Origin of the sequence: Corynebacterium amycolatum SK46 (genome assembly GCF_000173655.1) — a bacterium.
Taxonomy (GTDB): Bacteria; Actinomycetota; Actinomycetes; order Mycobacteriales; family Mycobacteriaceae; genus Corynebacterium; species Corynebacterium amycolatum_A.
The window spans coordinates 36,094-59,189 of record NZ_ABZU01000010.1; the positions used below are offsets into that span (position 1 = coordinate 36,094).

Below are 23,096 nucleotides of genomic sequence, written 5' to 3' on the forward strand. Positions count from 1 at the left end.
CGGAGGGTAGGCTTGCCTTAGTTTACGCTTTACTCTGGTCAGCGCGGTGGGGTTCCCTGTTTTTCACCGCGCCTGCGCCGGAACTCCCAAACAGAATCAGAGGTTCACATGTCCACGACGCAGGGCGCTTTCCGACGGAGCCTGCTTCCCCGCTCTATTGTTCTAGCTTCGGCAATCGTAGTGAGTACGGGATTCCTACCCGCAGTCCCCGCATCGGCACAGTCACTGCCATCGATTGGACAGCTCGGCGGTTCGCTCCCCAGCATCGGCGACCTTCTCGGCGGTAGCACCAATCAGTCTGAGCGCCAGCTCTCCGTGACCCCCGCCACCGATCTGTCCGACGGCGCCACCGTGACCATCAAGGGAGTCGGCTACCCCGCTAACGCAAATATTTACCTGGCCCAGACAATCGAGAAGCCAAAGTCGGGCTACCCCTCGACCTACGGCGAAGCGGCCAAGGTGACGGTCGGCGCTGACGGAAGTTTTACGCAGGAGATGAAGGTCGCGACCAGCTTTGGCGATGTCGACTGCACCTCTACCCAGTGCTATGTAGCCTCCTTTACCGCGTTCCCTAATCTTTCGGACCGCAGCAATGACCAGTGGGTACCCATCACTTTCAAGGCGGGTGCTACTTCCCATGCTGCTCAATCGCAGGGAGCCAACGGCACAGCACCGAGCGGTGGCCAAAGCGCTGGTTCGGGCGCACAGTCACCGTCGCAGTCACGGAGTAACGCATCGGTGAGCCTGTCCAAGACCTCAGACTTGGACCCGAGCGGCGACACCATTCGAGTCGAAGGCAAGGGATTCAAAACCTCTGGACCGGGCATCTACGTCGGTATCGCGCAAAATGACCAGATGGATGTGACCAACGCCGATTCCTTCGGCCCGGATACCCAGTTTGTGTCTACCTCTCGCGGCAACCTGAAGTCCGACGGCAGCTTCAGCGTGGATCTTCCGGTCAGCGCGAAGTTCGGCACGGCAGATTGCATGAAGAACGCTTGCTCGGTCTACACCATTGCTGCTCACGGTTCTTCCGACCGCAGCCAGGACACAGCGACCGCGGTATCGTTTGCCGGCGGAGCTGCCAAGCAGGACGCTACCCTGCCCTCCGGCGGTGGCTCCTCACAGTCCGCAGGCAGCGCAAGCTCCGGCACCAGTAGCAGCACAGGGTCTAGTGGAACGAGTAGCACCAGCGCTTCCAGCGGCTCCAGCAGCTCCAACGGCAGCAGCTCCTCGACCGGCGCCCCGTCGGTGAGCCTGTCCACCACGGAACTGAACCCATCGGGCAGCACCGCAATTGCCGTCTCCGGCACCGGATTCAAGACCAGCGGCAACGGCATCTACGTCGCAGTGGCCGAGAAGAACAAGTTCTCCACCACCAACGCTGATGCTTTCTCCGCCGCTGAGTTTGTCCGCACCTCCCAGATGTCCTCCGACGGCAGCTTCTCTACAACGCTCAACGTCGAGGCCGTCACCTCGGCCGCCAACTGCGTCGAAAATGACTGCGCACTCTACACCTTTGCTGCTCACGGTTCCTCCGACCGCAGCCAGGACACGGCCACGGACCTCAGCGTCGGCGGCTCCGCCAAGGAACGCGAAGAAGCTGTGAAGGCCGGCGCCTCCAAGACCGGAGAGGCCAAGGCCAGCGGCGCATCCAAGGCATCTGGCAAGGCTTCCGCAAAGTCCAACGCTTCCGGTAATGGGCTCGACGAAGCTGATGTGCAGACTCAGCAGGCCGCGACCAGCTCTCCGCTCCAAACAGCCGCAGTCGCCGGAACCGGCGCAATCCTGGGCGCGCTAATCTTCGGTGCCGGCATCCTGGTCGGTCGCCGTCAAAAGTCCGTCGATTAGCACTGCGCCGGACTAGTCCAAGCGTACGACGGCGATTGCGTAGTCGCCGTCGTGCGAGATGCTTAACGACGGCCCCAGCTGCCATTCCTGATCGTGGAAATGGCGGCTCACAGCTCCGTGGAGACTGATGCTCACGCGACCGTAGGCATCCGGCTGCACCTCTATTTCCCGCCAGTCCAGCTGATCTCGCGCAATCGGCGGTTGGCTGCCGAAGAGAGTCTGCGACCAGGCCTTGATGAAGGCTTCCTTCGCAGCCCAGCGGCCCGCTAAGTGACGCGCCAGCGCGCCGCCGACTGCTCCGCGGCGCCTAGCTACCAGTAGCTCCGCAGGCGTGAAAACCGCCTGCGCGAACTGACTGCCTGGCATTTTCAGCTGCTCTTCGAAGCCCGGAATATAGACGAGGTCTACGCCAATCATGGCTGGAGGACACCATCGATCAGACGGGCGCCGTCGGAAAGCAGAACTGCTTTTTCCAAAGCAGCGGGTGAACCGAACCGACCACCGTCCGCGAGGTTTCGCTCGCGTGGACGCTCGTAGAGGGCTTCTCCACCGTAAATAGCCTCATCAATGCGACGCAGACCAGCCGCTTCGCGGTTGTGCGCCGCGGACCGCCAACGCTCCGCAGCCTCAGCGCCATCGTGCTGCACTATCGCTTGGTAGAAAGCTTCCGGATGCACGACTGCCACCAGTGCCGAGACATGTCCGAACCCGAGCGAGGTAACAAAGCCAGCCTTCAGCGGCAACGTATTGCCGAAATCGACTGCCTTCGTTGGCCATACCAGACGCGAATGCTCAGCCAATGCGGGATCGACGCAGTCCAGCGATCGATTACCTGGCACAATGCCGCTGCGCAATACCTGAGTCAGACCAATGATCTGGAACGCTGCAGCTCCACCCTTAGCGTGTCCGGTCAGCGATTTCTGAGAGACCACCAGCAGCGGGTTAGAGCGCTCACGACCGAGTTCATCTGCAATGCGTTCATGCAGTTCGGACTCATTGGGGTCGTTGGCATTGGTCGAGGTGTCGTGCTTGGACAACACCGCGACCTGATCCGCAGTGACATCGAGTGATGCAAGGGCGCGAGCCAAGCGAGACTTCTCGCCGCCCTGAGCTGCCGCTAGCGCACCCAAACCCGGCGCCGGAATGGACGTGTGCGCGCCGTCGGCGAAGGACTGGGCGTATGCGACGGCACCCAGCACGGGGAGCCCCAAGTCACGAGCGATGTCTCCGCGAGCCAACAGCACCGTGCCACCGCCTTGCGATTCCACAAAGCCTCCGCGTCGACGATCATTCGGCCTGGAGATGTACGCATGGTCGATGCCTTTGTTTTCCATGGTGGCGGAGTCAGCGGTGGCGGCCATGTCGCCGAAACCTGTGATTCCCTCTGTGGACAGGTCATCGAAGCCACCTGCGACAACAAAATCTGCCTTACCCAGGGCAATCTTGTCGACACCCTCCTCCACCGACACCGCTGCCGTCGCACAGGCTGCGACAGGGTGAATCATTTGCCCGTAGCCACCGACATACGACTGCATAACGTGGGCGGCAATAACATTTGGCAATGCCTCCTGCAGGACGTCATTGGCTCGCGGTTGCCCCAGCAGACCGTCGATGTAGAGACTGCGCAGCGACTCCATCGCACCGATGCCTGTGCCCTGTGTCGACGACACTCGCGCCGGGTTGACCGCTTCCAGCAGTTGCGCTGGGCTGAAGCCCGATGACAGGAACGCATCGACAGTACAGACAATGTTCCACAAGCTCACGCGGTCCAGATTGTCCATCATGTCTGCCGGAATACCGTAGCGTGCCGGGTCAAAGCCCTGCGGAATTTGACCGCCAACATAGCGGCTCATCGCCATTCGGCGTGGAACCTGAACTGGCGTGCCAGCGGCTCGTGTCACAAGCCACTGCCCTGTCTCGGCATCGAAGCTCGCAGTGGTGTTGTCCGGGTTGGAACTGACAAATGTCTCCGCTGCCGCGCGGTCACGCACCGCAAAGCTCAACGCACGATCCAGGTAGACCGTGGTCAGCTCAGTCATCGTATTGTCAACCAAATCGCCATCATCGGCGTAACGACGCACACCAACTCGCGCCAGCACTTCATCGCGGTAACGCGAAGCAATGTCGCTTTCTGCCAACGGTTGCCCGTCGGCATCGCGCCAGCCACCCTCATAGGAAATCAGCCCCATTGACCAGGCTAATTCCACAATTCCTGCTGCAGAAATATCATCGACTTCAGCCTCAAAACGCGTCCGGGAAGAACCGTACGGCCCAAGCTCACCGGCGCCCACAATGACCACCATGTCCTCCGGAGCCGCCGCGATATCACCAAAGGTCGGTGTTGTCTGCGGAATTGGTCGGCGTGGACTTGGCAGGCCGCTCAAAACACGGCTTGACGACGGTTCCTGCGAGCGCGCCCCGCTGGCAGTCTCGGAGTTTTGAGCTGTTGGGGCAGCCACCTGCGCAGCCTCCTGCGCCAATTGCGCAATGTTGAGGTCAACGTCACCCAATCCGCCGGTGAGATCGGCCTGAATCGGGCGGATTTGTGCCTTCTGCCGAGCCTCCGAGCTCGCCAGCTCAATGAGTTCAGCTGCCATTTCTTCGGTGGAGAAGGTGCGAACTCCCTTTGCTTCCACTGCAGCAACCAGCGGATCGTTTCCACCCATCAGATTGGTTCCTCGAACCCAACCAATCTGTGCATGAGCGAGAGTGGTGCGGGTACGCCAAGCGTCCTCCACATTCCAGCGCGCCACCATTGCATCGAGCGCAGCCTTGGCTTCACCATAGGCACCATCGCCGCCGAAGCGACCACGGTTCGGTGAACCCGGCAGCACCACATGCAAACGATGCTGCAGATTATTGTCCCCGCCAAGTGCTGACATCCCTGCGATGAGTCGTTCCACCGACCACAGAAGCAGACGCATCTGGGTCTCGGACGCAGGACCGGCGTCGGCAAGCGAGCCTGAGACCGTAGGTGCCGCGAACGGGAATAGCAGCGTAGGTGACAGTGCGGGCTTGGTCACGACCACTTCCGCACCAATCGTCGTAGTCTGTTCGGTTCCAATCCAGTCGATAAGGGAATCCAGGTCCTGGAAGCTGGACAGGTTCGCCGGTATTACCCACAGTTTCGCCTCGCCCTGCGCATGCATGCGGTAAAGCTGCTTGTAGAAGCTCAGGCGTTCATGTCCAAGGCGTGAGGTAGTGACAACAACGGTTGCTCCCTGAGACAAAAGCTGTGCAGCCACGGCAGCACCAATCGAATTTGGCGATGCACCGGTAACAACAGCGATGTCGGCATTCAACGGCAGTTCGTCCACATTCGTGATGACCTCATCCGCCAGCTGGCGGTAGATACTCGCCAACTGTGTCCGCCCTGCCGCGTCCGCCTTGGCAGCCCACCACTGTGCCTGCTCGACTGCGGTTTCATGGATACTGCCCGGCGCGGTTTCAGCCACGTCCTCATCAGCGGCTGCCCATAGGCGTGCTAGGTCATCGCGGGAGGTGGCCCAGCGGTCGTCGAGAAGCACTGCCTTGGTGGGCGTAAACGTCGGGGTGACCAGCTTCGGCCAGTCCGCGCCGAGTTCAGCGGTGACGAGATTTACTAGGTTGCTGTCGGCGTCTTCGGCATCGAAGTCAACGGCACCGGTAATCTCGTGGCCGAGTTGCTCCAGAATCGTGCGTGCAGCGGTGGCAAGAATGCCTCGCTGACCTGTCAGTTTATCTGCAAACTCAGTGAGTGCAGCCGAGTCGACCATTCCAGCACTGCTGTCGCTTGCCGACGGCTTAGCGACAGATACACCTCGCTGCGCGGCGACCGCAAGGATCGCTTCATCAATCAGCTGGTTGAGTTCAGCAGTACTGGTTGGGGCGGCCGGAGACAGATGCGCAAGATCGCCGCCGCGAAGGGATGCACCCTCGCGAGTACCGAGCATCATCTCAGCGCTGACCGCGGTTGCCCACCCCTTGCCGAGCTGCCATTCATTGGCCACATAGTCATCGATGTAATTCGCGCCTGCACCGGCGGGACCGGTAATCCGGCGAATACCGTCGGCAATGGCTTCGGAGAGAATCGGGCCGAATGCCGAATACCCACTGGCCAAGCTATCAATCTTGTCCTTTAGATCAGCCAGTTCCGCATCTGCTGCCCCTTCGATTGAACCGAGGTCGAATTCCACTCCGAGATCGAGCAGCAGTTGATTGCGGCGAGATGAGACTCCGTCGACCAGAGTCTCGATGGAGTCGGCGGCACCGAGCTGGTCGGGGCGCACCTTCGTCCATTGGCAAATAAGAACTTCCAGCGCTTGTGCCGGGCTGACGGCAATATCAGCAACTTCGGTAGCCGGGGTGGCAGCACTCGTAATTGTGGTTGCCTGTTCGGTCGCCGCGGATTGGTCGGCGGATACCGCCGACGCCGATGCTCCCGCTGCTCCTGTTTCTCCTGTTTCTCCCGCTGCTCCTACTTCTCCAGGTAGAGCCTGCGCCGTGTCCTGCTCTGGTGTCACCTCCGACTCGGGCTCAGTCTTTTCCGGCTGAATTTGGTCGCGCATAAACACTGCATCAGCATCACGTTCGAGATTGAGCACTCGAATGTCACGGCTTCGGTGGCGGGGCAACTGGCAGGTACGGGAAGCCAGGTTTGCCAGTGTGGGCGCTGTACCTACACCGACTTCAATAATGCGGCTGACACCGAGATCCTCAAGCAACAGGTCCTGCGTTTCAATCCACCTCACCGGTGAGCAGAATTGCCAGGCCAGCAGCTCGACCAGCAACATGCGGGCCAAGCGCGCCGGGTTTTCAGCGGCAGAGTCGAAATCGGCAAGGATGTTTTCCAGAATGTCTGAGTCGACGACTGCAGCCATCTGGCGGACGAACTTCTCAGTCAGTTCAAAAGAGGTCGCGGTGAGATTCGGAATATAGCGTCCCACCAGGCGTTCTGGAGCGATTTCCGCTGGCAGCAGCCGCTCCAGGTGTTTACGGAAGGAATCCACACCGTCGCGTAGGACGCTGGAGTGGAATGGCACATCAATACCCGGGATACGCACGTATCCCTTGCCGTCCGAGCTGCGGCGCTCGCACTGTTCAGCCAATGCCGCTAGCCCCGCGACGGTGCCGGCGACGGCGTACTGCTTGCCTGCCAGGTTGAGATTTACGACTTCGAGAAACTCACCGGTTTCCTGCGACAACCGATTAACAAACTCGGTGACCTCGTCCTCGCCTACGCCAATCTTGTCCGGACGCAGGGCGCACAAACCATAGTTGGACCTGCCCCGCTCATCACGTTCGACCAGTTCATGCATGGTCAAACCGCGGCGGTAGACAACCTCCAACACGGCGTCTGCGTCAAGCGCACCAGCGAACGCCGCCAGCGCGTTGTACTCACCGACAGAGTGTCCCGCAAAGTGAGCTGTTTCATCCAGCAGCCCTGCTTCACGGAGCTCCGCAACCTGTGCCAGCCCCAACGTCGCCATCGCAACCTGGGTGAACTGAGTCAGATTCAGGACACCTTCTGGGTGGAAATAGCGCACACCATCCACGACCACCTCTACCGGGTTGTCCCGGACAATAGCCAGTACGGAGAAGCCAAGCTTCTCTCGGGTCATCGCATCAGCCTGGTCCCACACGCGGCGGGCCGCTACGCTGCGAGTCCGAGCAGACAGCCCCATCCCCTGTGATTGAATCCCCTGACCGGGGAAGACATATGCGGTCGTCGGTGCGGCGATTACAGCAGTGGCAGTCAGTACCAGCTCGCCCTCTACTGTGGCCGTGACCTCGCGGACTTCACCGGCGCCTGGGCGATCATCAAAACCACGGCGTTCTACAGAGAACTTCACTTCCTGTCCAGGCAGAACCGGGCTCAGCATAGTCGCAGTGAACTCAATCACCCGATTGCCAATGCCGGCATCCGACGTGGCAACAGCCGCATGCTCGGCCATCGCCGACAGCCACATTCCATGGACAATAACCCCTGGTAGGCCAGCTAGCGCTGCTGCACGGGAATCGACGTGGATAGGATTGCGATCGCCCGTGACACAGCTAAATGGCTCCATCGCCTTAGACGCTTCCACGGTCAACGCACCGCGGAAACTCCGGGGCGTATCCGTGACCGTTGGAAATGGCACAGTATTAGTCCGCGCTGTCTCGCCGCCGTTCCGGCCCCGAATGGCAAAGCGTTCACTCAAGGTGGCGAGCAGCGTATCGCCATCACGAACCTCCGCGCGTACCACAACTAGTCGCCCTAAGTCCGTATCAATGACTTCATCGACACGCGCACTAATCCGCAACGTTGTGGTTTCCTGCGGCAGATCCCCAATCATACGAATGTGATGCTCAAGGTGAACAAGTGCGAGCATGCCCTCAACAACATCAATACCGGTCTCAGTACGCGCCTGCGCGACTGCCGCAAAAATCGCTGGCCAAGCATGCCCGACCAACGCGTCTGGCACCGTCGCCTGTGACTCATCGCCGGCAGCTGCAATAGTGACCGCATCGTAGTCAGCCATCGCCATCGGATCCCACACGGATTCCCACTCCGCGACCCCATCGACGATGTTTGCAAGCCCACCGCCAGCCGCGATTCGCGTAAGCTCCCGCATCACCGCTGCCGCATCCTCATGCTTGACGACGGGCACTGCGCCCACCGCTGCACTCTGGCACAGGCGAATTCGCAGTTGCGTATTCTCCCCCGCAGCATCGGGCAGCGGAACGGTCAGCTGTGCCCAGACGAGGTCCTCCCCGCCTTCATCATTGCTGTCATCAGCTCCGATGGTCTCCAAAATGGCACCCGTACCTGGGTGTTCCAGGCGTTGCGAACGAGAGCCATTACTTGTGTCAGATACACATACCCACTCATGCTCCGCCCCAAGTGCCAGCGCCGGGTTTGGCTGCTGTCGACCAGCCCACCAAATCACAGGTGCTGCGAGCATCCGGCTGAGGGCGTCAACAGGAGCCTCCGGCAGGTAACCGGTATCCATCAATGCCTGTGCGGTAGCTTTTTCAAACCGACCCAGAATCTCCGCTACTGGCTCATTCGCGCGGGTAATGCCCGAAACAGCCTGCGGCCCTGGGATGATGCAGACTTGATCCGCATCGTAGCGAGAGTCATGCGCCTGCCATAGGGAGTCCGATCGCCACCAGCGACGAACCTCATCATCGATAACCGGAACGAATGGCACAGGTTTGCCAGGTGTGCGGCAGAGCTCAGAGATAAAGAAGGTGACATCTGCCGGGTGGAGCTGGGTATCCAGGTTCAGCAAGCCGGATAGTCGAGAGATTTCATTCTGCGGCCGGGTGCGCAAGCTGTCGCCGTCGGCAAGCGCGTCAAACGTGCCCGCGTCGACTGCATTCAGTCGTGCCTCTACGCGATCGACGAGTGCGACAAAGCGCGTCGACCACGTCGGATCGAGGAATGTCCCTTCGGGCGCACACAATTCGAGATAGCGGTTCAGCACCTCGGCATACGTCATGGTGCTGACATCTCCGAAGTAGGGCTTCGCGGTGGCGTTGATCGCCTCGATAATCTCTGCGCGCCGTTCGGTGACCTTAGTGAGGTCACCTGCGACTTCGTCAAGCAATCTGCCTGCGCGTGCTGCGGCGTTATCAATCTCGTGGATATCAGCACCCAACTGGCTGCGCCCCGAAGCCATGCCGTCCATTGCGCTACCGGCGGGAATCCAGTTGTCCGTGCCGACGGTGTCGACCAGCATTTGTTTCACGGACTCAGAGGCGGTCGACTCCTTTGCCGCCATCGCAGCTGTGCCGATGATGACAGCGTCAACCGGCATCGGCGCCAATCCGTACCGTGTCGACCACGTGCCCATCAGATAATCACGGGCCTGTTCTGGCTTGCCGATACCGCCGCCCACAGCAAGCACCACATCTCGCCTGCGAATCTTTGCGTAGGTGTTAATTAGCAGGTCATCGAGGTCTTCCCAGGAATGGTGGCCACCAGCACGCCCACCTTCAACCTGCATGATGATTGGATACGGCGTGCCCTGCTGCGCCAAGGTATCTGCAATTTCGAGCACCGATTCAATTTGAGCGATTGTGCCCGGTTTGAAGGAGACATGCGGAATTCCGCCCTCACGCAGCTGCTTTACTAGCTCAACTGCCTCGTCCACCTCGGGGATTCCCGCGGAGATGGTGACACCATCAATCGGTCGACCCGCTGCCACCGCGCGCGGGAGCAAACGCCGGCTTCCAATGTGCAAACCCCACAGGTACGGATCCAAAAACATGGTGTTGAACTGTGCGCTGCGGCCCTCCTCGAGTAGATCGGACAGTCGTGCCACATTAGCCTCGAAGATTTCCGGCGTGACTTGGCCGCCACCGGCCAGCTCCGCCCAGAACCCCGCGTTCGCAGCAGCCGCCACGATCTCAGGGTCAACAGTTGTCGGGGTCATACCGCCGAGCAGAATTGGCGAGCGCCCGGTCAACTTAGTGAACTTCGTCTCGACACGGGGCTTGTCTCCAGTGACCAGACGCGGTGCAAACTCCAGCCACGATGTTGGGTGCTCAATGTCGCTCTCAGAAAGGACGCCCCTGCCCGCAGCTGTTGCCGCAGCAATCACCGCCACGCCGTAGCCTTCAGCGTTACGTTCTGTCAGCTTGACGACACCTGTGTTCGGCCCAAGATCCAAAATGGTGGTTGCCCCTTGGTCGATGAGCCCTCGTACCTCGGCGCTCCAGTCACTGGGGTCAACCAAGATTGCACGCGCAAGCCGGTCCGCCGTTTCCGCATCTAGCCCAATGCGCTCAGCTCGCTCCACTACCCATGCCACAGCAGGTGCCAGCGCTGGGTGATGGAATGCTCCACTAACTGGCAGAACTGTACATTCGACTTCCCGCCCCTTCGGCTGCTGCGCTGCGAGCTGCTCTGCCAGCTGGTCTAGTTCATCCTGCTTACCGACAACTACGCTGGTGGTCTGCGTATTCTTCAGACCGATGACACAGCCTTGGGGAAGGAAAGGCTCCAGCTCCTCGACCGTTAGGCCAGAGATACTCATCATCGGCGCGCGCCCAAATCCGGCTACTCGGCTTCCGCGCGCACACGCCACACCGATGAGGCGAGCGAGTGCCAGAAGCTCTGCCGCCTTCTCTGGGTGAGCGACAATCTCAGCGGCAAGAACACCTTGCGAATGACCGGTTACCGCTACCGCTTCGGTGATATTAATTCCCTGCTTTGCCAGCAACTCGACAATGCCCAACTGTGCCAAGACGATGCCCGGAACGCTGACCGCAGGGTTGGTTGTATCTCCGGTAAATGGCTCGTCTGTAACGAGTGAGATTGCCCAACCGAAGGGGTCGAAACCTGCGGGAAGCTGGCCGATGAGATCGTCGTCAAGCGGTGTGAGCAGTTCCTCAGCACGAGTGAAAACTTCCCGTAGTTTCTTTGAGTTGCCACTGGCCATAACGCTGGAGAGAGTGTCCAGCCATGGTTGCGATTGACCGGCGAAAGTGACTGCAAAAGTGCCCAGGTCTGGAGCAGTTACGACGTTGGTCTGCAAAGTGGCGAGTTTTTCGTATTTCACGTGGCTGAGGTCCTTGTCTTGTGGAGTACGAAATGAAAACATCTTTTGTTTCCAAATCCTTGCCAGGACACTATGCCATAAATCATGAGGAATCCATCATGTTTTTCTCGTGCAGTTTTGCGACGCCATCAACGTAAAAATAATTTTCAGCCCAAAAACGAGAGGCTGGACACGGCTGCGAGATCAGCGAGCACAGCACTTCGAAAGTGAAAGAACGCCGCAGGTAGGAAACAGTGTTCCCCTGTCGAGAAATCGCTTGCGCTCCACCACTCTGGCAGCATCAGCGGTGGAAAATGAAGCCGGGAAGACTGCGCCGATTTATACCTAATCGGTGATGAACATCACACTCGGAATGTGTGTCAATGAGCGTCGAGAACGCTCAATCTTTCCTCGATTAATCGCCTAGCATATCCAGAATTGCGGACTCCGCTTCCTCTAAGCGCCGCTCCGACTCTTCAAGGTCCTGCTGCGATTTACCATCGTGCTCGACCTTGCCATCGAAGATTGCGCAGGGATCATCGTTGACCACAGTGTCGTCGGGAACTATGCCACGACGCGCCATGTACTCATCCAGATGCATCGAGATGCTCATGTTGCCTCCCTGCTTCCACCTTACGATTCAAGATACGATTCGATCAGCGTCATTGTATCGACAGACTCGATTGCCCTACGCAGTGGAATGAGCGAACAAAGGTTTCCCAGAATGGCACTCACGCGCGCTGTGCGACTGCCCCGTCTTGTGTTCCCCTTCCCGATGCGAAAACTGTCGCAGGTCTACAGCTGGTCTGGCGGCCAGGGCTTTCCATCGGCGAAAAATCTGGCGGGGTGGAGAACGAAAACACCCCGTGACCTGCATAGTCACGGGGTATTTATGTGTGCGCCTGGGGAGACTTGAACTCCCACGCCCTAAGGCACTGGAACCTAAATCCAGCGCGTCTGCCAATTCCGCCACAGGCGCCCGTCGCGAATCCGTGATAGTTCCGTACAGTCCCCGTAAGCATGGACTACTTATTAGCCACCTACAGGCGCAACGAACCATCACAGCTCATTTGGACTGTACACACTTTAACGGGTTTGCCGCAGATTTCCTAATGCCCCATCCCCTGCCTTAACCAGCGAGCGCGCTAGCTTGGCAGGTCACGGACTAGCTATGGTGGTTATGTGTCCACTTCACAGCATTCCAATACCACTGACAAGCCAGCGAAGATTCCCACTCGTACCCGCGTGGTGCAACTAATCTTCTTGGCTCTTGCAGTCGGGGCCACTCTTGCACTCGCCTACTGGCAGCTCAGCAGGTGGAACACAACCAGCTCATTCCAAAACCTGGGCTACGCACTGCAGTGGCCTGCTTTCGGCCTGTTCTTTATTTGGGCCTACCGCAAGTACATGGAGTACGAACGCGAACGCCTGAGCGGCAATAGCGAGGCCGCTTTTGAGACTAAAGACGATGTCATGACGGAAATCCCGGACGAGTTCCTGCCGACCAACCCAGATGGCTCGCGAAAGGTGCAGCGTGTGGATGAGACACAATCGACGGATTCTGGCACCAACGCCTAGGCGATAACTGCTTATTCGAGAAAAGGACTTTTAGTGACCAACATCAATCCAGATCGTCAAGAGCGCGTAAGGAAGGCACTGACGTACTTCTCCGTCACCGCCTACTTCACGGGTGTAATGCTGCTCTTGCTGTGTGCCGAGATGATTTACAAGTACCTCATCCTCGACAACTCCGCCGATGCGCCGCGGTGGTTCTTCTACACCGCCCAGATTCACGGCTTCGGCTACATGGCATTCCTCATTGCCACCGTAAACCTGGGCACCAAGGCCCGCTGGGAACCAGCAAAGTGGATCATCACCGCGCTCGGCGGTGTCGTCCCGTTCCTCTCCTTCTTTGTCGAGAAGAAGCGCCGTGAGGAAGTCGAGACCGCTTTCCAGCTGAAGTAGCGGGCTCTCGGCAGCCCGAGGGTTCGCCCGAGAGCTCACCCCAGGGCTACCCCTTCGCCTCAACCTCAGCCAGAATTTTCAGCGTCGGAGTCAAGGCACGCAGTGCACGCCCCCTGTGGCTAAAAGCGTCCTTGTCTTCGGCGCTCATTTGTGCCGCAGACAAGGCCCCTTCAGTTTCATTGCCCTCACCAACTGCGGGCGCGAACACCGGATCGTAGCCGAACCCATTGTCCCCAACAGGCTCGCGCAGAATGGAGCCAGGCCAGCGGCCCTCTACAACCAGCAGCAGGTTACCGGCTTCATCGAGGACGGCTGGGAAACCGCCGTCGACAAGCGCGGACGGCACCTCCTTGACACCGGGGACGACCAACGCGCAGGCGGTACGGAAAGACGCCGTACGACGCTCATCTGGGCAGTCCCCCATCTGAGCGAGCAGCAGCTCGTAGTTAGCGACATCGTCGCCGTGAGTGCCGGACCAACGCGCCGAGAGCACACCCGGCATGCCGTTTAGCTCATCGACACTGAGCCCCGAATCGTCTGCCAAGCACGCGTAGCCGGTGTGTGTCGCGCCATCGAAAGCCTTGATGTAGGCGTTGTCCGCAAAAGTGCGACCGGTTTCGGGGCGCTCTGGGTACTCCGGGACGTCGCTAAGCGAAAGAAGTTCCACCGAATCAATACCCGCCGCACGCAGAATGCGGTCGAGCTCGACTAGTTTTTTGGGATTTCGAGTAGCGACGAGGAGCTTCACGGCAGCTCACCCGGGTACGGTGCGCGCAGCACTTCCTGCTGCAGGGCGATGAGCTCACGCAGACCCTTTTCCGCCGAGTCGAGCATGTCATTCAGCTGATCGCGGTCGAAGGTGCCTTCCTCGCCAGTGCCCTGGATTTCGACGAACTTGCCCTCTGCGGTCATCACCACGTTGAGGTCGACCTCAGCGCGGGAGTCCTCCTCGTAAGGCAGATCCAGGCAGACACGGCCGTCAATAATGCCGACCGAAACAGCTGCGACTGGTGCCTTCAGCGGGGTGCCCGGAACTGCGCCCACTGCATGCAGGTAGGTCAGGGCATCTGCCAGCGCAACGTACGCACCAGTAATGGAGGCGGTACGAGTACCGCCATCCGCCTGCAGAACATCACAGTCGATGTTGATGGTGTTCTCACCGAGTTCCTTCAAGTCGATAGCAGCTCGCAGAGAGCGACCGATCAGACGGGAAATCTCGTGAGTGCGACCCTTGACCTTGCCGCGCATCGACTCGCGGGGCATGCGCTCGTGGGTAGAGGCCGGCAGCATGGAGTACTCAGCGGTCAACCAGCCCTCTCCGGAGTCACGCTTGAATCGCGGCACCGACTGTTCAACAGAAGCGGTGCACATCACACGCGTATTGCCGAAAGTAACCAGCACAGAACCGGCCGGATTGTCGGTGAAGCCGCGAGTGATGGTCACCTTGCGCATTTCATCAACCGCGCGTCCATCTGCACGGCGAAAATCGGAATTAGCTGTAGTCATGCCAACTACCCTACCGCCCGGCGCGGAAGCAGTGCGACAGCTGTACGGAAACCGAATATTCGCTGAGACTAGCCGCCTAGCTCCATGCCCAGGTAGGCCAATTCAACGTCGCCGGCAAAGGTACTCTTCGCGGCACGTAGTGCTTCTTCACCGTCGGCGTACGGCGGAATGTGAGTCAGCACCAGCTTCTTAACCCCCGCCAACGTCGCTGCCTTTCCGGCCTCATAGCCCGTCAGGTGCATGTCCGGCGGGGTGCCCTCTTCGTTGCTGCACCAGGTGGCTTCGCAGATGAAGATATCCGCATCCCGCGCCAGCTCCACCAGTTCATCGGTCCAAGCAGTATCTCCGGTGTACGCAATGGTCAGGCCATCTGCTTCAATGCGATACCCAACAGCTGGCACCGGGTGGACCATGTTATACGGCGTGACGACGGCACCTCCGTCCGCTTCGCCCCCACCGACTAACAATGGCTCACCGGGGTTACTCACAACCTGGTCAAAGGTGTCTTCCAGGTTGGCATCTTCTTCACTTCCCAGTGCTTGGCACATGGTGCCTATCCGGTCGTGAATGTCTCCGGGGCCAACCAGGAGATTCCGGGAACTCGCCGGGGCTGTCGGATGGAAGCGACGCCAGACGAGCAGCCCTGGAATGTCTGCAGTGTGGTCTGGGTGCACATGAGTTAGTAACAAATCGCAAGCTGCAGGATCAGAGATCTTCTGCAATTCGGCGAGGACACCGGGACCCAAATCAATGACAAAGGTTCGACCGTTATCCAGCTCAATGAGGTAGCCAGATGCTGGCGCCGATGGGCCACCCATGCTGCCTGTACATCCCAGAACCTTCAATCGCATACTTCAAGCTTGCCATGTAATTGATCAAAAACGAGCAAAAAACCGATGGAGTGTCTGGGTTTAATAAGAAAGGTCACATTTGGGAATGCATAGTGACCTGGCTAATACCCGGCCCGAGGAAGCGCTTTGCCAGTGATGCAAAAACCTGCGGATCTCCAGTGGATTCAAATGTACGCACAGGGTTTGGATTACTCTCCGGGTCGGCGAGCATGTCGGTCTTTGTGAGGATGCGCAGAACATCCTTCGATGTCTCCTCCGCCGAGGACACTAGGGCGACGTCCTCCCCCATGGCCAGCTGAATCACACCAGACAGCAGCGGATAGTGGGTGCAGCCCAGCACGAGGGTGTCCACACCATCGGCCTGCAATGGCGCGAGGTAGCCCTCTGCAAGTCCCAGAATCTGGCGACCGGAGGTAATTCCTCGCTCGACAAAGTCCACGAATCGCGGGCAGTCGACCGCGGAGACATCCACGCCGGGCACTGCATCAAAGAGATCTTGGTAGGCACGGGAGCGAATTGTGGCGGCGGTACCGATTACGCCGACTTTTCCGTTCCTGGTGGTCGAGACAGCACGGCGCACAGCGGGCAGAATGACCTCGACTACTGGGACTGGGTAGCGCTCGCGGGCATCACGCAAAAATGCGGCCGAAGCAGTGTTGCAGGCAATGACAATCATCTTGCAGCCGCGTGCAACCAGTTCATCGGCAATCGCTTCAGCGTGCTGACGAACCTCGGCGATGCGCAGCGGTCCGTAAGGGCCGTTGGCAGTATCGCCGATGTACATAATCGACTCGTGCGGCAGCTGATCCATGATGGCACGCGCCACTGTCAGCCCACCGACGCCGGAGTCAAAGATGCCAATCGGCGCTGTTCGGTCGGGGAAGCCGCTATCCTGCGCCGTCAGCTGATTGACTGCCTGAGTTTCTGCTCCTACTCCCACCGCTATCTGGACTCCTCGTATCGTTGGACAAACACCGAAGCTACTATTCTAGGCCGATTCCGCCAGGAGCTGATGCCACGCACCTCGGGTTCTTAGCCACGCGCACTCTTAACCACGTGCACGACCGCGCTTAAACATCACCGCAGCCCAGATGCCCGCAAGCCCACCGAAGAGGTGCATCTGCCAACTAACAGCCGCCTGTGTTGGCAGCACTCCCCAAATAAGGCCCGAATACATCGATGCCAGAATTACGCCCAAAATAATCTGCATCACCCGACGATTCACGAAACCGCGTACGACCAAAAACGCCAGCCAGCCGTAAATCAGGCCGGACGCACCGATGTGGACGGTATTTACACCGCCGACCAGCCATGTCAGACCGCCACCAACGACCGTAATTAAGAGTGTGACCTGCCAAAATAGCCGCTTCGACGACATTGCAATCAAACCGGCAAACAACGCCCCGGGCAGAGAGTTCGCCATAATGTGCCCGTAATCTGCGTGCAGCAGCGGTGCGGTCAAAATTCCCCACAGCGTCGAGGTTTCGCGTGGGCGCACACCGAAGTTGTTCAGCGCCCCACCAAAGATGAATTCGTTGACAAGAAAGACCGTCCAGATAAGTACCAGGTACCCAATAGCCGTACTGATGGCCGCCCCGAGCCCGCCGTCGCGATCCTGTGGAACAATCTGATTATTCCGCCGCGTCTGCACGGGACCGCCCATCGGGTACTGCGCATAGTTCTGGTAATTCTGCTGTTGTCCCGTGCTCCATTGCGGATTCATTGGCGAACTTCCCTCACTACTTGTCCAGCATCTCTGACAGCGCGGCTACTTCCGCGCGTCCCGTTGCACTCATCACGGCATCGACAATAGCCATCTGCACCGCATCGGCCGCCATCGCAGCCAACAGGGCCACCAGATCCGAGCTCACGGGTTCAGCGTTTTCGCCATCCGCCGCCTCAGCCGAGCTGAGTGCAAACAGCGTGTCACCGTCCATCGGCGCATGGGCCGGCCGAATCGCTCGTGCCAGCCCATCATGACCGCACATCGCCAACCGCTTCAACTGCGCCGTTGTCACCGGCGCATTGGTTATCACTGTGCCAATCGTTGTGTTTCGCGTGCTTGCCGACGACTCCCCATCGCCAGCCGCATCGGCGAGAATTTTGGTTCTACCGACGAAAACCTGGTCCAGCTGGGCCAATGCCTCCTTGCTGGCACCGGCAGCCGCGGGCATTCCGTAAAGGCGTCCTTCCGGGTCAATGACCGCACCAAAGGAGTTGACCACCATTGCGGCAGCCACAAAGTACTTACCATCGGCGGAGGTCACACGGGCTTGTCCAAAACCACCCTTGATTGCCCCGGCCATAGCGCCGACACCGGCACCTACTGTGCCGGAGGGAGTGCCCTCCGGGACGTCGTCAAGCGCGTGCGACAACGCCTCGCGCCCGAGTTCAGCGGTGGGCAGCGTCGGCTCACCCAACAGCAAGTCGAAGATGACCGCACCGGGAACGATGGGCACGAGAATATCCGGACGAGTGGGAGTGACCTCAAAGCCAATGCCGCGGTCGCGCAGTTCACGCATAACTCCGTCGGCAGCTGCGAGGCCGTACGCGGAGCCGCCAGCCAAAACGACAGCGTGGGCGCGTTCGACCGTATTCTCCGGTGCGAGCAGGTCGGTCTCGCGGGTGCCAGGCCCGCCGCCGCGAACATCGACAGCGCCGATCGCACCGCCTGGAGCGGCGATAACGGTGACTCCGGTATCCCCCTCAGCAGCATGACCGATGGAGATGCCCTCGATGGAATCGAGACAGCCTGCGCCGATGTCGATGCTCGTGCCCAGCGCAGCACTGCTGGCTTGGTGTCGAATGTCGGTGGGGCTGATTGCGAAGATCTCAGAATTCATTGTCGACCACGGCACCTTTCACCACAGTTCATTGCAGCTAGCCTTAGGTGATTACTGCATCTTTCGGGGTTTTGCTCGGATTCGCTACTCACCCATGAGCTGATCCAGTAGTGACTCTTGGTTGTAGGACAGCCACTGGTACATCGCGTCGGTCTGCTCGATCTGCTCGATGGAGCCATTGAGGTTCTCCATGGAAACGTGCAGGTAAATACGTAGGTCATTGATACCTGCAACCCAGGCATGGGCATCGCTTTCCGAAATGGATACCTGCCCCGACTCGGCGGGCTCCAGGGCGTCGATAATCGCACGCAGAGAATGGAGCTTGCTTTCTACAATCTCCGACTCATGCAGCTGGCGCATGAGGGCGTTTTCCCCCTCCACGCTCTCCTCACCTGGCTTGGTGAAGTCCGGCAACAGTCGCGCAAGCTTCGGATCGGATGGGGCCTCGGAGTGCCCGACGGGCATGCCCGTCATTTCCGCGAGCTCATCCTTCGGCGCCGACCGGGCTCGCTCCATCAGCGAGTCCGCCACAGTAGCAGCCAGATTCAGCAGCAAATCTCGCTCCGTGCCTTCGAAAGCCGTGACGTACTTGACGCCACCGCCGAGAAGGGATCGCTTGCGCTTCCAAGGACGCATGTAAATTCTCTCCCGCTGTCGAATATCGGTTTAGTCAGCCTGCTCCATTGTTGCCCACAAGCCTGCCTTGTGGAGCTTCTTCACATCGGCCTCCACCTTGTCACGCTCACCGGAAGACACGATTGCCTTGCCTTCCGTGTGAACCGTCATCATCAGCGCGTGCGCCTTCTTTCGGTCCATGCCGAAGAGCATCTGGAACACGTAGGTGACATAACTCATCGAATTAACCTGGTCATCCCACACAATGCACTGCCAGGGTCGGTTCGATTCCGTCACGACATCGGCATCCATAGTGGGCATCGGTGTTGCTGCTGGCATGCTCATAGGCACCAGGATAGTACGGAGTGGCGCGCGCTCGCCGGAACTGACTGCCCCGGCCAGCTTCAGCCGACTAGACTATTGACCGTGATTGATAAGCATTCCTCCACCGCCCTTCTCACCGATAAGTACGAGCTGACGATGCTGCAGGCATCGCTTGCCGACGGATCTGGCGAGCGCCAGGTCGCCTTCGAGGTGTTTGGCCGTCGTCTGCCGAATGAGCGCCGCTATGGCGTTGTCGCTGGTACAGCGCGTGTGTTGGAAGCTATCCGCAACTTCCGCTTCACCGAGGAGCAGCTGGCTTCGCTGGACTTCCTCGATGACCGGACACTGGATTACCTGCGTAACTATTCCTTCAGCGGCCAAGTCGACGGCTACCGCGAAGGAGAGCTCTACTTCCCCGCCTCGCCCATTTTGACGGTGCGAGGCACTTTCGCCGAGTGCGTCATTTTGGAGACTGTTATTCTCTCCATTCTCAATGCGGACTCCGCCATCGCCTCGGCAGCAACCCGAATGGTCACGGCTGCCGGCGGGCGCCCGATTATTGAAATGGGTTCGCGTCGTACTCATGAAGAAGCAGCTGTGACTGCTGCCCGCGCCGCATACCTGGCAGGTTTTAGCGCCACCTCCAACTTGGAGGCAGCGGCACGGTACAACATCCCAGCCTCCGGTACCGCTGCGCACGCGTGGACTCTGTTGCACACCAACCCAGATGGCACGACAAACGAGGCTGCAGCCTTCAAGGCCCAGATTGACACGCTGGGAACCGACACCACTTTGTTGGTGGATACCTACGACATCACCGAGGGCGTGAATACCGCTATTGAGGTCGCGGGCCCGGAACTCGGCGGTGTACGTATTGACTCCGGTGACCTCGGAGTTCTCGCTCGCCAGGTGCGTCAGCAGCTCGACTCGCTAGGGGCACACAACACCAACATCGTAGTGTCCTCTGACCTCGATGAATTCGCCATTGCGGCGCTGAGGGCAGAGCCGGTCGATGTCTACGGCGTGGGCACCTCTGTAGTCACAGGCTCCGGCGCGCCAACTGCGGGCCTGGTCTACAAGATGGTCGAAGTTGATGGGGTGCCCGTCGCCAAGCGCTCGTTGGACAAGCGAAGCCACGGTGGCGTGAAGGCGGCGATTCGTACCTGCCGTCGTTCCGGTACCGCCGTGGAGGAAATCGCTTTCCCGCTCGGCTCGGAAATCCCCGATGTGGGCAACCTGCACTACCGCGATCTGACCATTCCGATGATGCGCAATGGCGAGGTCGTCGATGGACTACCGACTTTGGAGGAGTCCCGCGATCACTTGGTTAAAGCGCTGGTCAGCCTCCCATGGGAGGGGCTCGCACTTTCCCGTGACGAGCCGGTACTGTCCGTCCGTTTTCACGGCGTTTAGGCGGCGGGGGAACTGTGTCGGATACTCCCGAGCACGCAGATTTTGCTGATCTATCGGACGACTTTGACGACTTTGACGATGTTGACGATGCTGACGAGCTAGCTTCGCCGAGAGCCAGCGTCCATAACGCGGATAGCATCGAAGGTCTTCTCGATGCGGCAGTGAAGGGCCTCGGCGGAACGACTCGCCCGAATCAGGTCAAAATGTCCCGGGCAGTGGCCTCCGCCTTTGCGCGCGAGCGGCACCTAGCGGTACAGGCCGGTACCGGTACAGGTAAGTCGCTGGCCTACCTGGTGCCTGCCATTGTGCAAGCAATGGAGTCCGACGAGTCAGTAATTGTTTCCACGGCGACCATTGCGCTGCAACGCCAGTTGGTCGAACGCGACTTGCCGCGGCTAGTCAGTTCGCTGGAGCCACACTTGTCCCGCACGCCAACCTTCGCAATCCTCAAGGGCCGCTCGAACTACCTGTGCAAGTCCAAGGTTGGAAATGTCATCAAAGATCCTGTCATGGACGGTGACGAATCCGAGCCGACCGGTATGGGCGGCCCAACTGCTCTACTCAGCGAAGCGCAGCTCAGCCGAACCGCTGCCGAGGTCATGCGGTTACGCGAGTGGGCCAATGACACCGGCACCGGCGACCGCGACAGTCTGGACAAGGGAGTTTCCAACGAAGCCTGGCGACAGGTCTCCGTCACGGCTCGCGAATGCGTCGGCGCCATTTCCTGCCCTTTCGGCGAGGAGTGTTTCGCCGAACAAGCCCGCCGCGAGGCCTCCAACGTCGACATCGTCGTCACCAATCACGCACTGTTGGCCATCGATGCGCTCTCCGACGCCATGATCTTGCCGCAGCACGACTGCGTTGTCATTGACGAGGCTCACGAGCTCGACGGTCGAATCACCTCTGTTGCCACCGACGAGCTCTCCCCTGCCGGTATCACCATGATGGCCCGCCGCGCCCGCAAGTTCGGCGCCGCAGAGCAGGTCGATGATGTCACCGATGCCACGGATCTACTCGGCGAGACCGTCGCATTGCTTGCCGACGCCTACAGCGGCGCACTCGAAGAAATTCCCGGTGAGCTGGGAGCGGCGCTAGCTTCGCTCCGCGATAGCCTGTGGCAACTGCAGACCACGCTGGGCACCTCTGGCTCAGGCAGCTCCGGCGGGTCGGGCTCTGATGGTTCGGGCTCTGACTCTGACAACACTGAGCGCCAGACCGTCCGAGCTGCTGTGGAGAATATGCACGACACTGTCGTCCGGATTCTAGAGTTCAGTAGCGACGATGTCGTATGGCTTGGCGAGAACAAGACAGTTTATGTCGCTCCCCTGTCCATCGCAGCACTGCTTCGCGAACGCCTCTTCGGCGAATCCACCGTCGTTTTGACCTCAGCAACACTTGCTCTTGGCGGCAAGTTCGATGCTATGGCCGCCGCCTGGGGGCTTCCCTCCGTTGGGTGGGATGGCTTGGACGTCGGCACGCCCTTTGACCCGCAGAAATCTGGCATCCTCTACGTCGCACGCGACCTGCCACGACCTGGACGCGACGGCGCCACACCGGAGCAGTTCGCAATCATGGAACGCCTCATCCGCGCCGCTGGTGGGCGAACGCTGGGGCTGTTTTCCTCCCGCCGAGGTGCCGAGGCAGCGGCGGAGGAAATGCGCAAGCGCCTGCCTTACGACGTCCTGTGCCAAGGCGATGACTCTATCGGTGCTCTGGTTAATCGCTTCGCAGCTGATCCGCAGACGTGTTTGTTTGGCACGCTGACGCTGTGGCAAGGCGTCGATGTTCCTGGCCCATCGCTATCGTGTGTCATCATCGATCGCATCCCGTTCCCCCGCCCCGATGACCCGCTACTGTCCGCGCGCTCCGATGCGGCTAATGCTGCTGGCCGAAACGGTTTTATGGAGGTCTCAGCGACACATGCAGCGCTGCTGATGGCGCAGGGTTCTGGCCGTCTGCTACGTCAAGTCGATGACCGCGGGGTTGTTGCGGTGCTGGATTCACGGTTGGCGACTGCGCGCTATGGTTCCTGGATTGCCGCGTCGATGCCTGACTTCTGGCGGACGACCAACCTGGATATTGCGGCTGGAGCGTTACAGCGGCTGACCCAAAGCTGATTCAGAGGGGGCTGTCTGGCCTCACTAGGTGATGCTGGATTAGGCATAGTTTCTTGAAAAACCCACGCTTTTCTATCCAACACATTATTGTGATGTGAAACACAG

Annotated in this window: 16 protein-coding genes and 1 tRNA gene; 5 read left to right on the forward strand and 12 right to left on the reverse strand. The window is 59.6% G+C overall.

Annotated elements, in window-relative coordinates:
- Positions 1–108 precede the first annotated feature (108 nt).
- A complete protein-coding gene (locus tag CORAM0001_RS07470; RefSeq protein WP_081451114.1) occupies positions 109–1,851 on the forward strand; it encodes a neocarzinostatin apoprotein domain-containing protein in 1,743 nt (580 codons plus the stop codon).
- Between the two features lie 12 nt (positions 1,852–1,863).
- Here CORAM0001_RS07470 and acpS read toward each other — a convergent pair whose 3' ends face one another.
- The 4 genes from acpS to CORAM0001_RS07490 form a co-directional block, all read right to left on the reverse strand.
- Positions 1,864–2,268, reverse strand: a complete 405-nt coding sequence (acpS, locus tag CORAM0001_RS07475; RefSeq protein WP_005511123.1) for a holo-ACP synthase AcpS — start codon at positions 2,266–2,268, stop codon at positions 1,864–1,866.
- Complete coding sequence (locus CORAM0001_RS07480) at positions 2,265–11,420, reverse strand: type I polyketide synthase (protein ID WP_244262019.1); 9,156 nt, start codon at positions 11,418–11,420, stop codon at positions 2,265–2,267. The genes acpS and CORAM0001_RS07480 overlap by 4 nt, the downstream gene beginning before the upstream one ends.
- A 352-nt stretch (positions 11,421–11,772) precedes the next feature.
- Positions 11,773–11,970: a hypothetical protein gene (locus CORAM0001_RS07485; protein WP_005511106.1), complete on the reverse strand. Its 198-nt coding sequence runs from the start codon at positions 11,968–11,970 to the stop codon at positions 11,773–11,775.
- A 284-nt stretch (positions 11,971–12,254) separates the two neighbouring features.
- A tRNA-Leu gene (locus CORAM0001_RS07490) sits at positions 12,255–12,336 on the reverse strand.
- 203 nt (positions 12,337–12,539) lie between these two features.
- On the opposite strand from CORAM0001_RS07490, the gene CORAM0001_RS07495 reads away from it, so the two are divergent.
- Positions 12,540–12,935 carry a hypothetical protein gene (locus tag CORAM0001_RS07495; RefSeq protein WP_005511173.1) on the forward strand — a complete coding sequence of 132 codons (396 nt, stop codon included), beginning with the start codon at positions 12,540–12,542 and terminating at the stop codon, positions 12,933–12,935.
- 33 nt (positions 12,936–12,968) lie between these two features.
- On the forward strand, positions 12,969–13,322 hold the full coding sequence (locus CORAM0001_RS07500; protein WP_005511118.1) for a DUF3817 domain-containing protein: 354 nt from the start codon (positions 12,969–12,971) through the stop codon (positions 13,320–13,322).
- A gap of 46 nt (positions 13,323–13,368) precedes the next feature.
- Here the strand turns inward: CORAM0001_RS07500 and CORAM0001_RS07505 are convergent, their stop codons facing one another.
- From CORAM0001_RS07505 to clpS, 8 genes are all read right to left on the reverse strand, one after another.
- Complete coding sequence (locus CORAM0001_RS07505) at positions 13,369–14,070, reverse strand: non-canonical purine NTP pyrophosphatase (RefSeq protein ID WP_005511133.1); 702 nt, start codon at positions 14,068–14,070, stop codon at positions 13,369–13,371.
- Positions 14,067–14,828 carry a ribonuclease PH gene (gene rph / locus CORAM0001_RS07510; RefSeq protein WP_005511207.1) on the reverse strand — a complete coding sequence of 254 codons (762 nt, stop codon included), beginning with the start codon at positions 14,826–14,828 and terminating at the stop codon, positions 14,067–14,069. The genes CORAM0001_RS07505 and rph overlap by 4 nt, the downstream gene beginning before the upstream one ends.
- Before the next feature lie 68 nt (positions 14,829–14,896).
- Positions 14,897–15,679 carry an MBL fold metallo-hydrolase gene (locus CORAM0001_RS07515; protein ID WP_005511110.1) on the reverse strand — a complete coding sequence of 261 codons (783 nt, stop codon included), beginning with the start codon at positions 15,677–15,679 and terminating at the stop codon, positions 14,897–14,899.
- A 73-nt stretch (positions 15,680–15,752) separates the two neighbouring features.
- Positions 15,753–16,619 (reverse strand): glutamate racemase, encoded by an 867-nt coding sequence (gene murI / locus CORAM0001_RS07520; protein WP_005511134.1) that lies wholly within the window; start codon positions 16,617–16,619, stop codon positions 15,753–15,755.
- 108 nt (positions 16,620–16,727) lie between these two features.
- The gene (locus tag CORAM0001_RS07525) at positions 16,728–17,402 is read right to left on the reverse strand and encodes a rhomboid family intramembrane serine protease (protein WP_005511145.1); all 675 of its coding nucleotides are present in this window, start codon (positions 17,400–17,402) and stop codon (positions 16,728–16,730) included.
- A gap of 16 nt (positions 17,403–17,418) precedes the next feature.
- The gene (locus CORAM0001_RS07530) at positions 17,419–18,522 is read right to left on the reverse strand and encodes a P1 family peptidase (protein ID WP_005511193.1); all 1,104 of its coding nucleotides are present in this window, start codon (positions 18,520–18,522) and stop codon (positions 17,419–17,421) included.
- Between the two features lie 84 nt (positions 18,523–18,606).
- Positions 18,607–19,158 carry a DUF2017 domain-containing protein gene (locus tag CORAM0001_RS07535; protein WP_005511188.1) on the reverse strand — a complete coding sequence of 184 codons (552 nt, stop codon included), beginning with the start codon at positions 19,156–19,158 and terminating at the stop codon, positions 18,607–18,609.
- Between the two features lie 30 nt (positions 19,159–19,188).
- Entirely contained in the window at positions 19,189–19,482 is a 294-nt protein-coding gene (clpS, locus tag CORAM0001_RS07540) for an ATP-dependent Clp protease adapter ClpS (RefSeq protein ID WP_005511165.1), read from the reverse strand.
- Positions 19,483–19,563: 81 nt separating this feature from the next.
- On the opposite strand from clpS, the gene CORAM0001_RS07545 reads away from it, so the two are divergent.
- A complete protein-coding gene (locus CORAM0001_RS07545; protein WP_005511196.1) occupies positions 19,564–20,874 on the forward strand; it encodes a nicotinate phosphoribosyltransferase in 1,311 nt (436 codons plus the stop codon).
- Between the two features lie 137 nt (positions 20,875–21,011).
- Entirely contained in the window at positions 21,012–22,991 is a 1,980-nt protein-coding gene (locus tag CORAM0001_RS07550) for an ATP-dependent DNA helicase (protein ID WP_208854649.1), read from the forward strand.
- The last annotated feature ends 105 nt before the right edge of the window (positions 22,992–23,096 follow it).

Coding starts and splice junctions, on each gene's coding strand:
- CORAM0001_RS07470 (WP_081451114.1), top strand. CDS start 109: ATGTCCACGACGCAGGGCGCTTTCCGACGGAGCCTGCTTCCCCGCTCT.
- acpS (WP_005511123.1), bottom strand. CDS start 2,268: ATGATTGGCGTAGACCTCGTCTATATTCCGGGCTTCGAAGAGCAGCTG.
- CORAM0001_RS07480 (WP_244262019.1), bottom strand. CDS start 11,420: ATGTTTTCATTTCGTACTCCACAAGACAAGGACCTCAGCCACGTGAAA.
- CORAM0001_RS07485 (WP_005511106.1), bottom strand. CDS start 11,970: ATGAGCATCTCGATGCATCTGGATGAGTACATGGCGCGTCGTGGCATA.
- rph (WP_005511207.1), bottom strand. CDS start 14,828: ATGACTACAGCTAATTCCGATTTTCGCCGTGCAGATGGACGCGCGGTT.
- CORAM0001_RS07515 (WP_005511110.1), bottom strand. CDS start 15,679: ATGCGATTGAAGGTTCTGGGATGTACAGGCAGCATGGGTGGCCCATCG.
- CORAM0001_RS07525 (WP_005511145.1), bottom strand. CDS start 17,402: ATGAATCCGCAATGGAGCACGGGACAACAGCAGAATTACCAGAACTAT.
- CORAM0001_RS07530 (WP_005511193.1), bottom strand. CDS start 18,522: ATGAATTCTGAGATCTTCGCAATCAGCCCCACCGACATTCGACACCAA.
- CORAM0001_RS07535 (WP_005511188.1), bottom strand. CDS start 19,158: ATGCGTCCTTGGAAGCGCAAGCGATCCCTTCTCGGCGGTGGCGTCAAG.
- clpS (WP_005511165.1), bottom strand. CDS start 19,482: ATGAGCATGCCAGCAGCAACACCGATGCCCACTATGGATGCCGATGTC.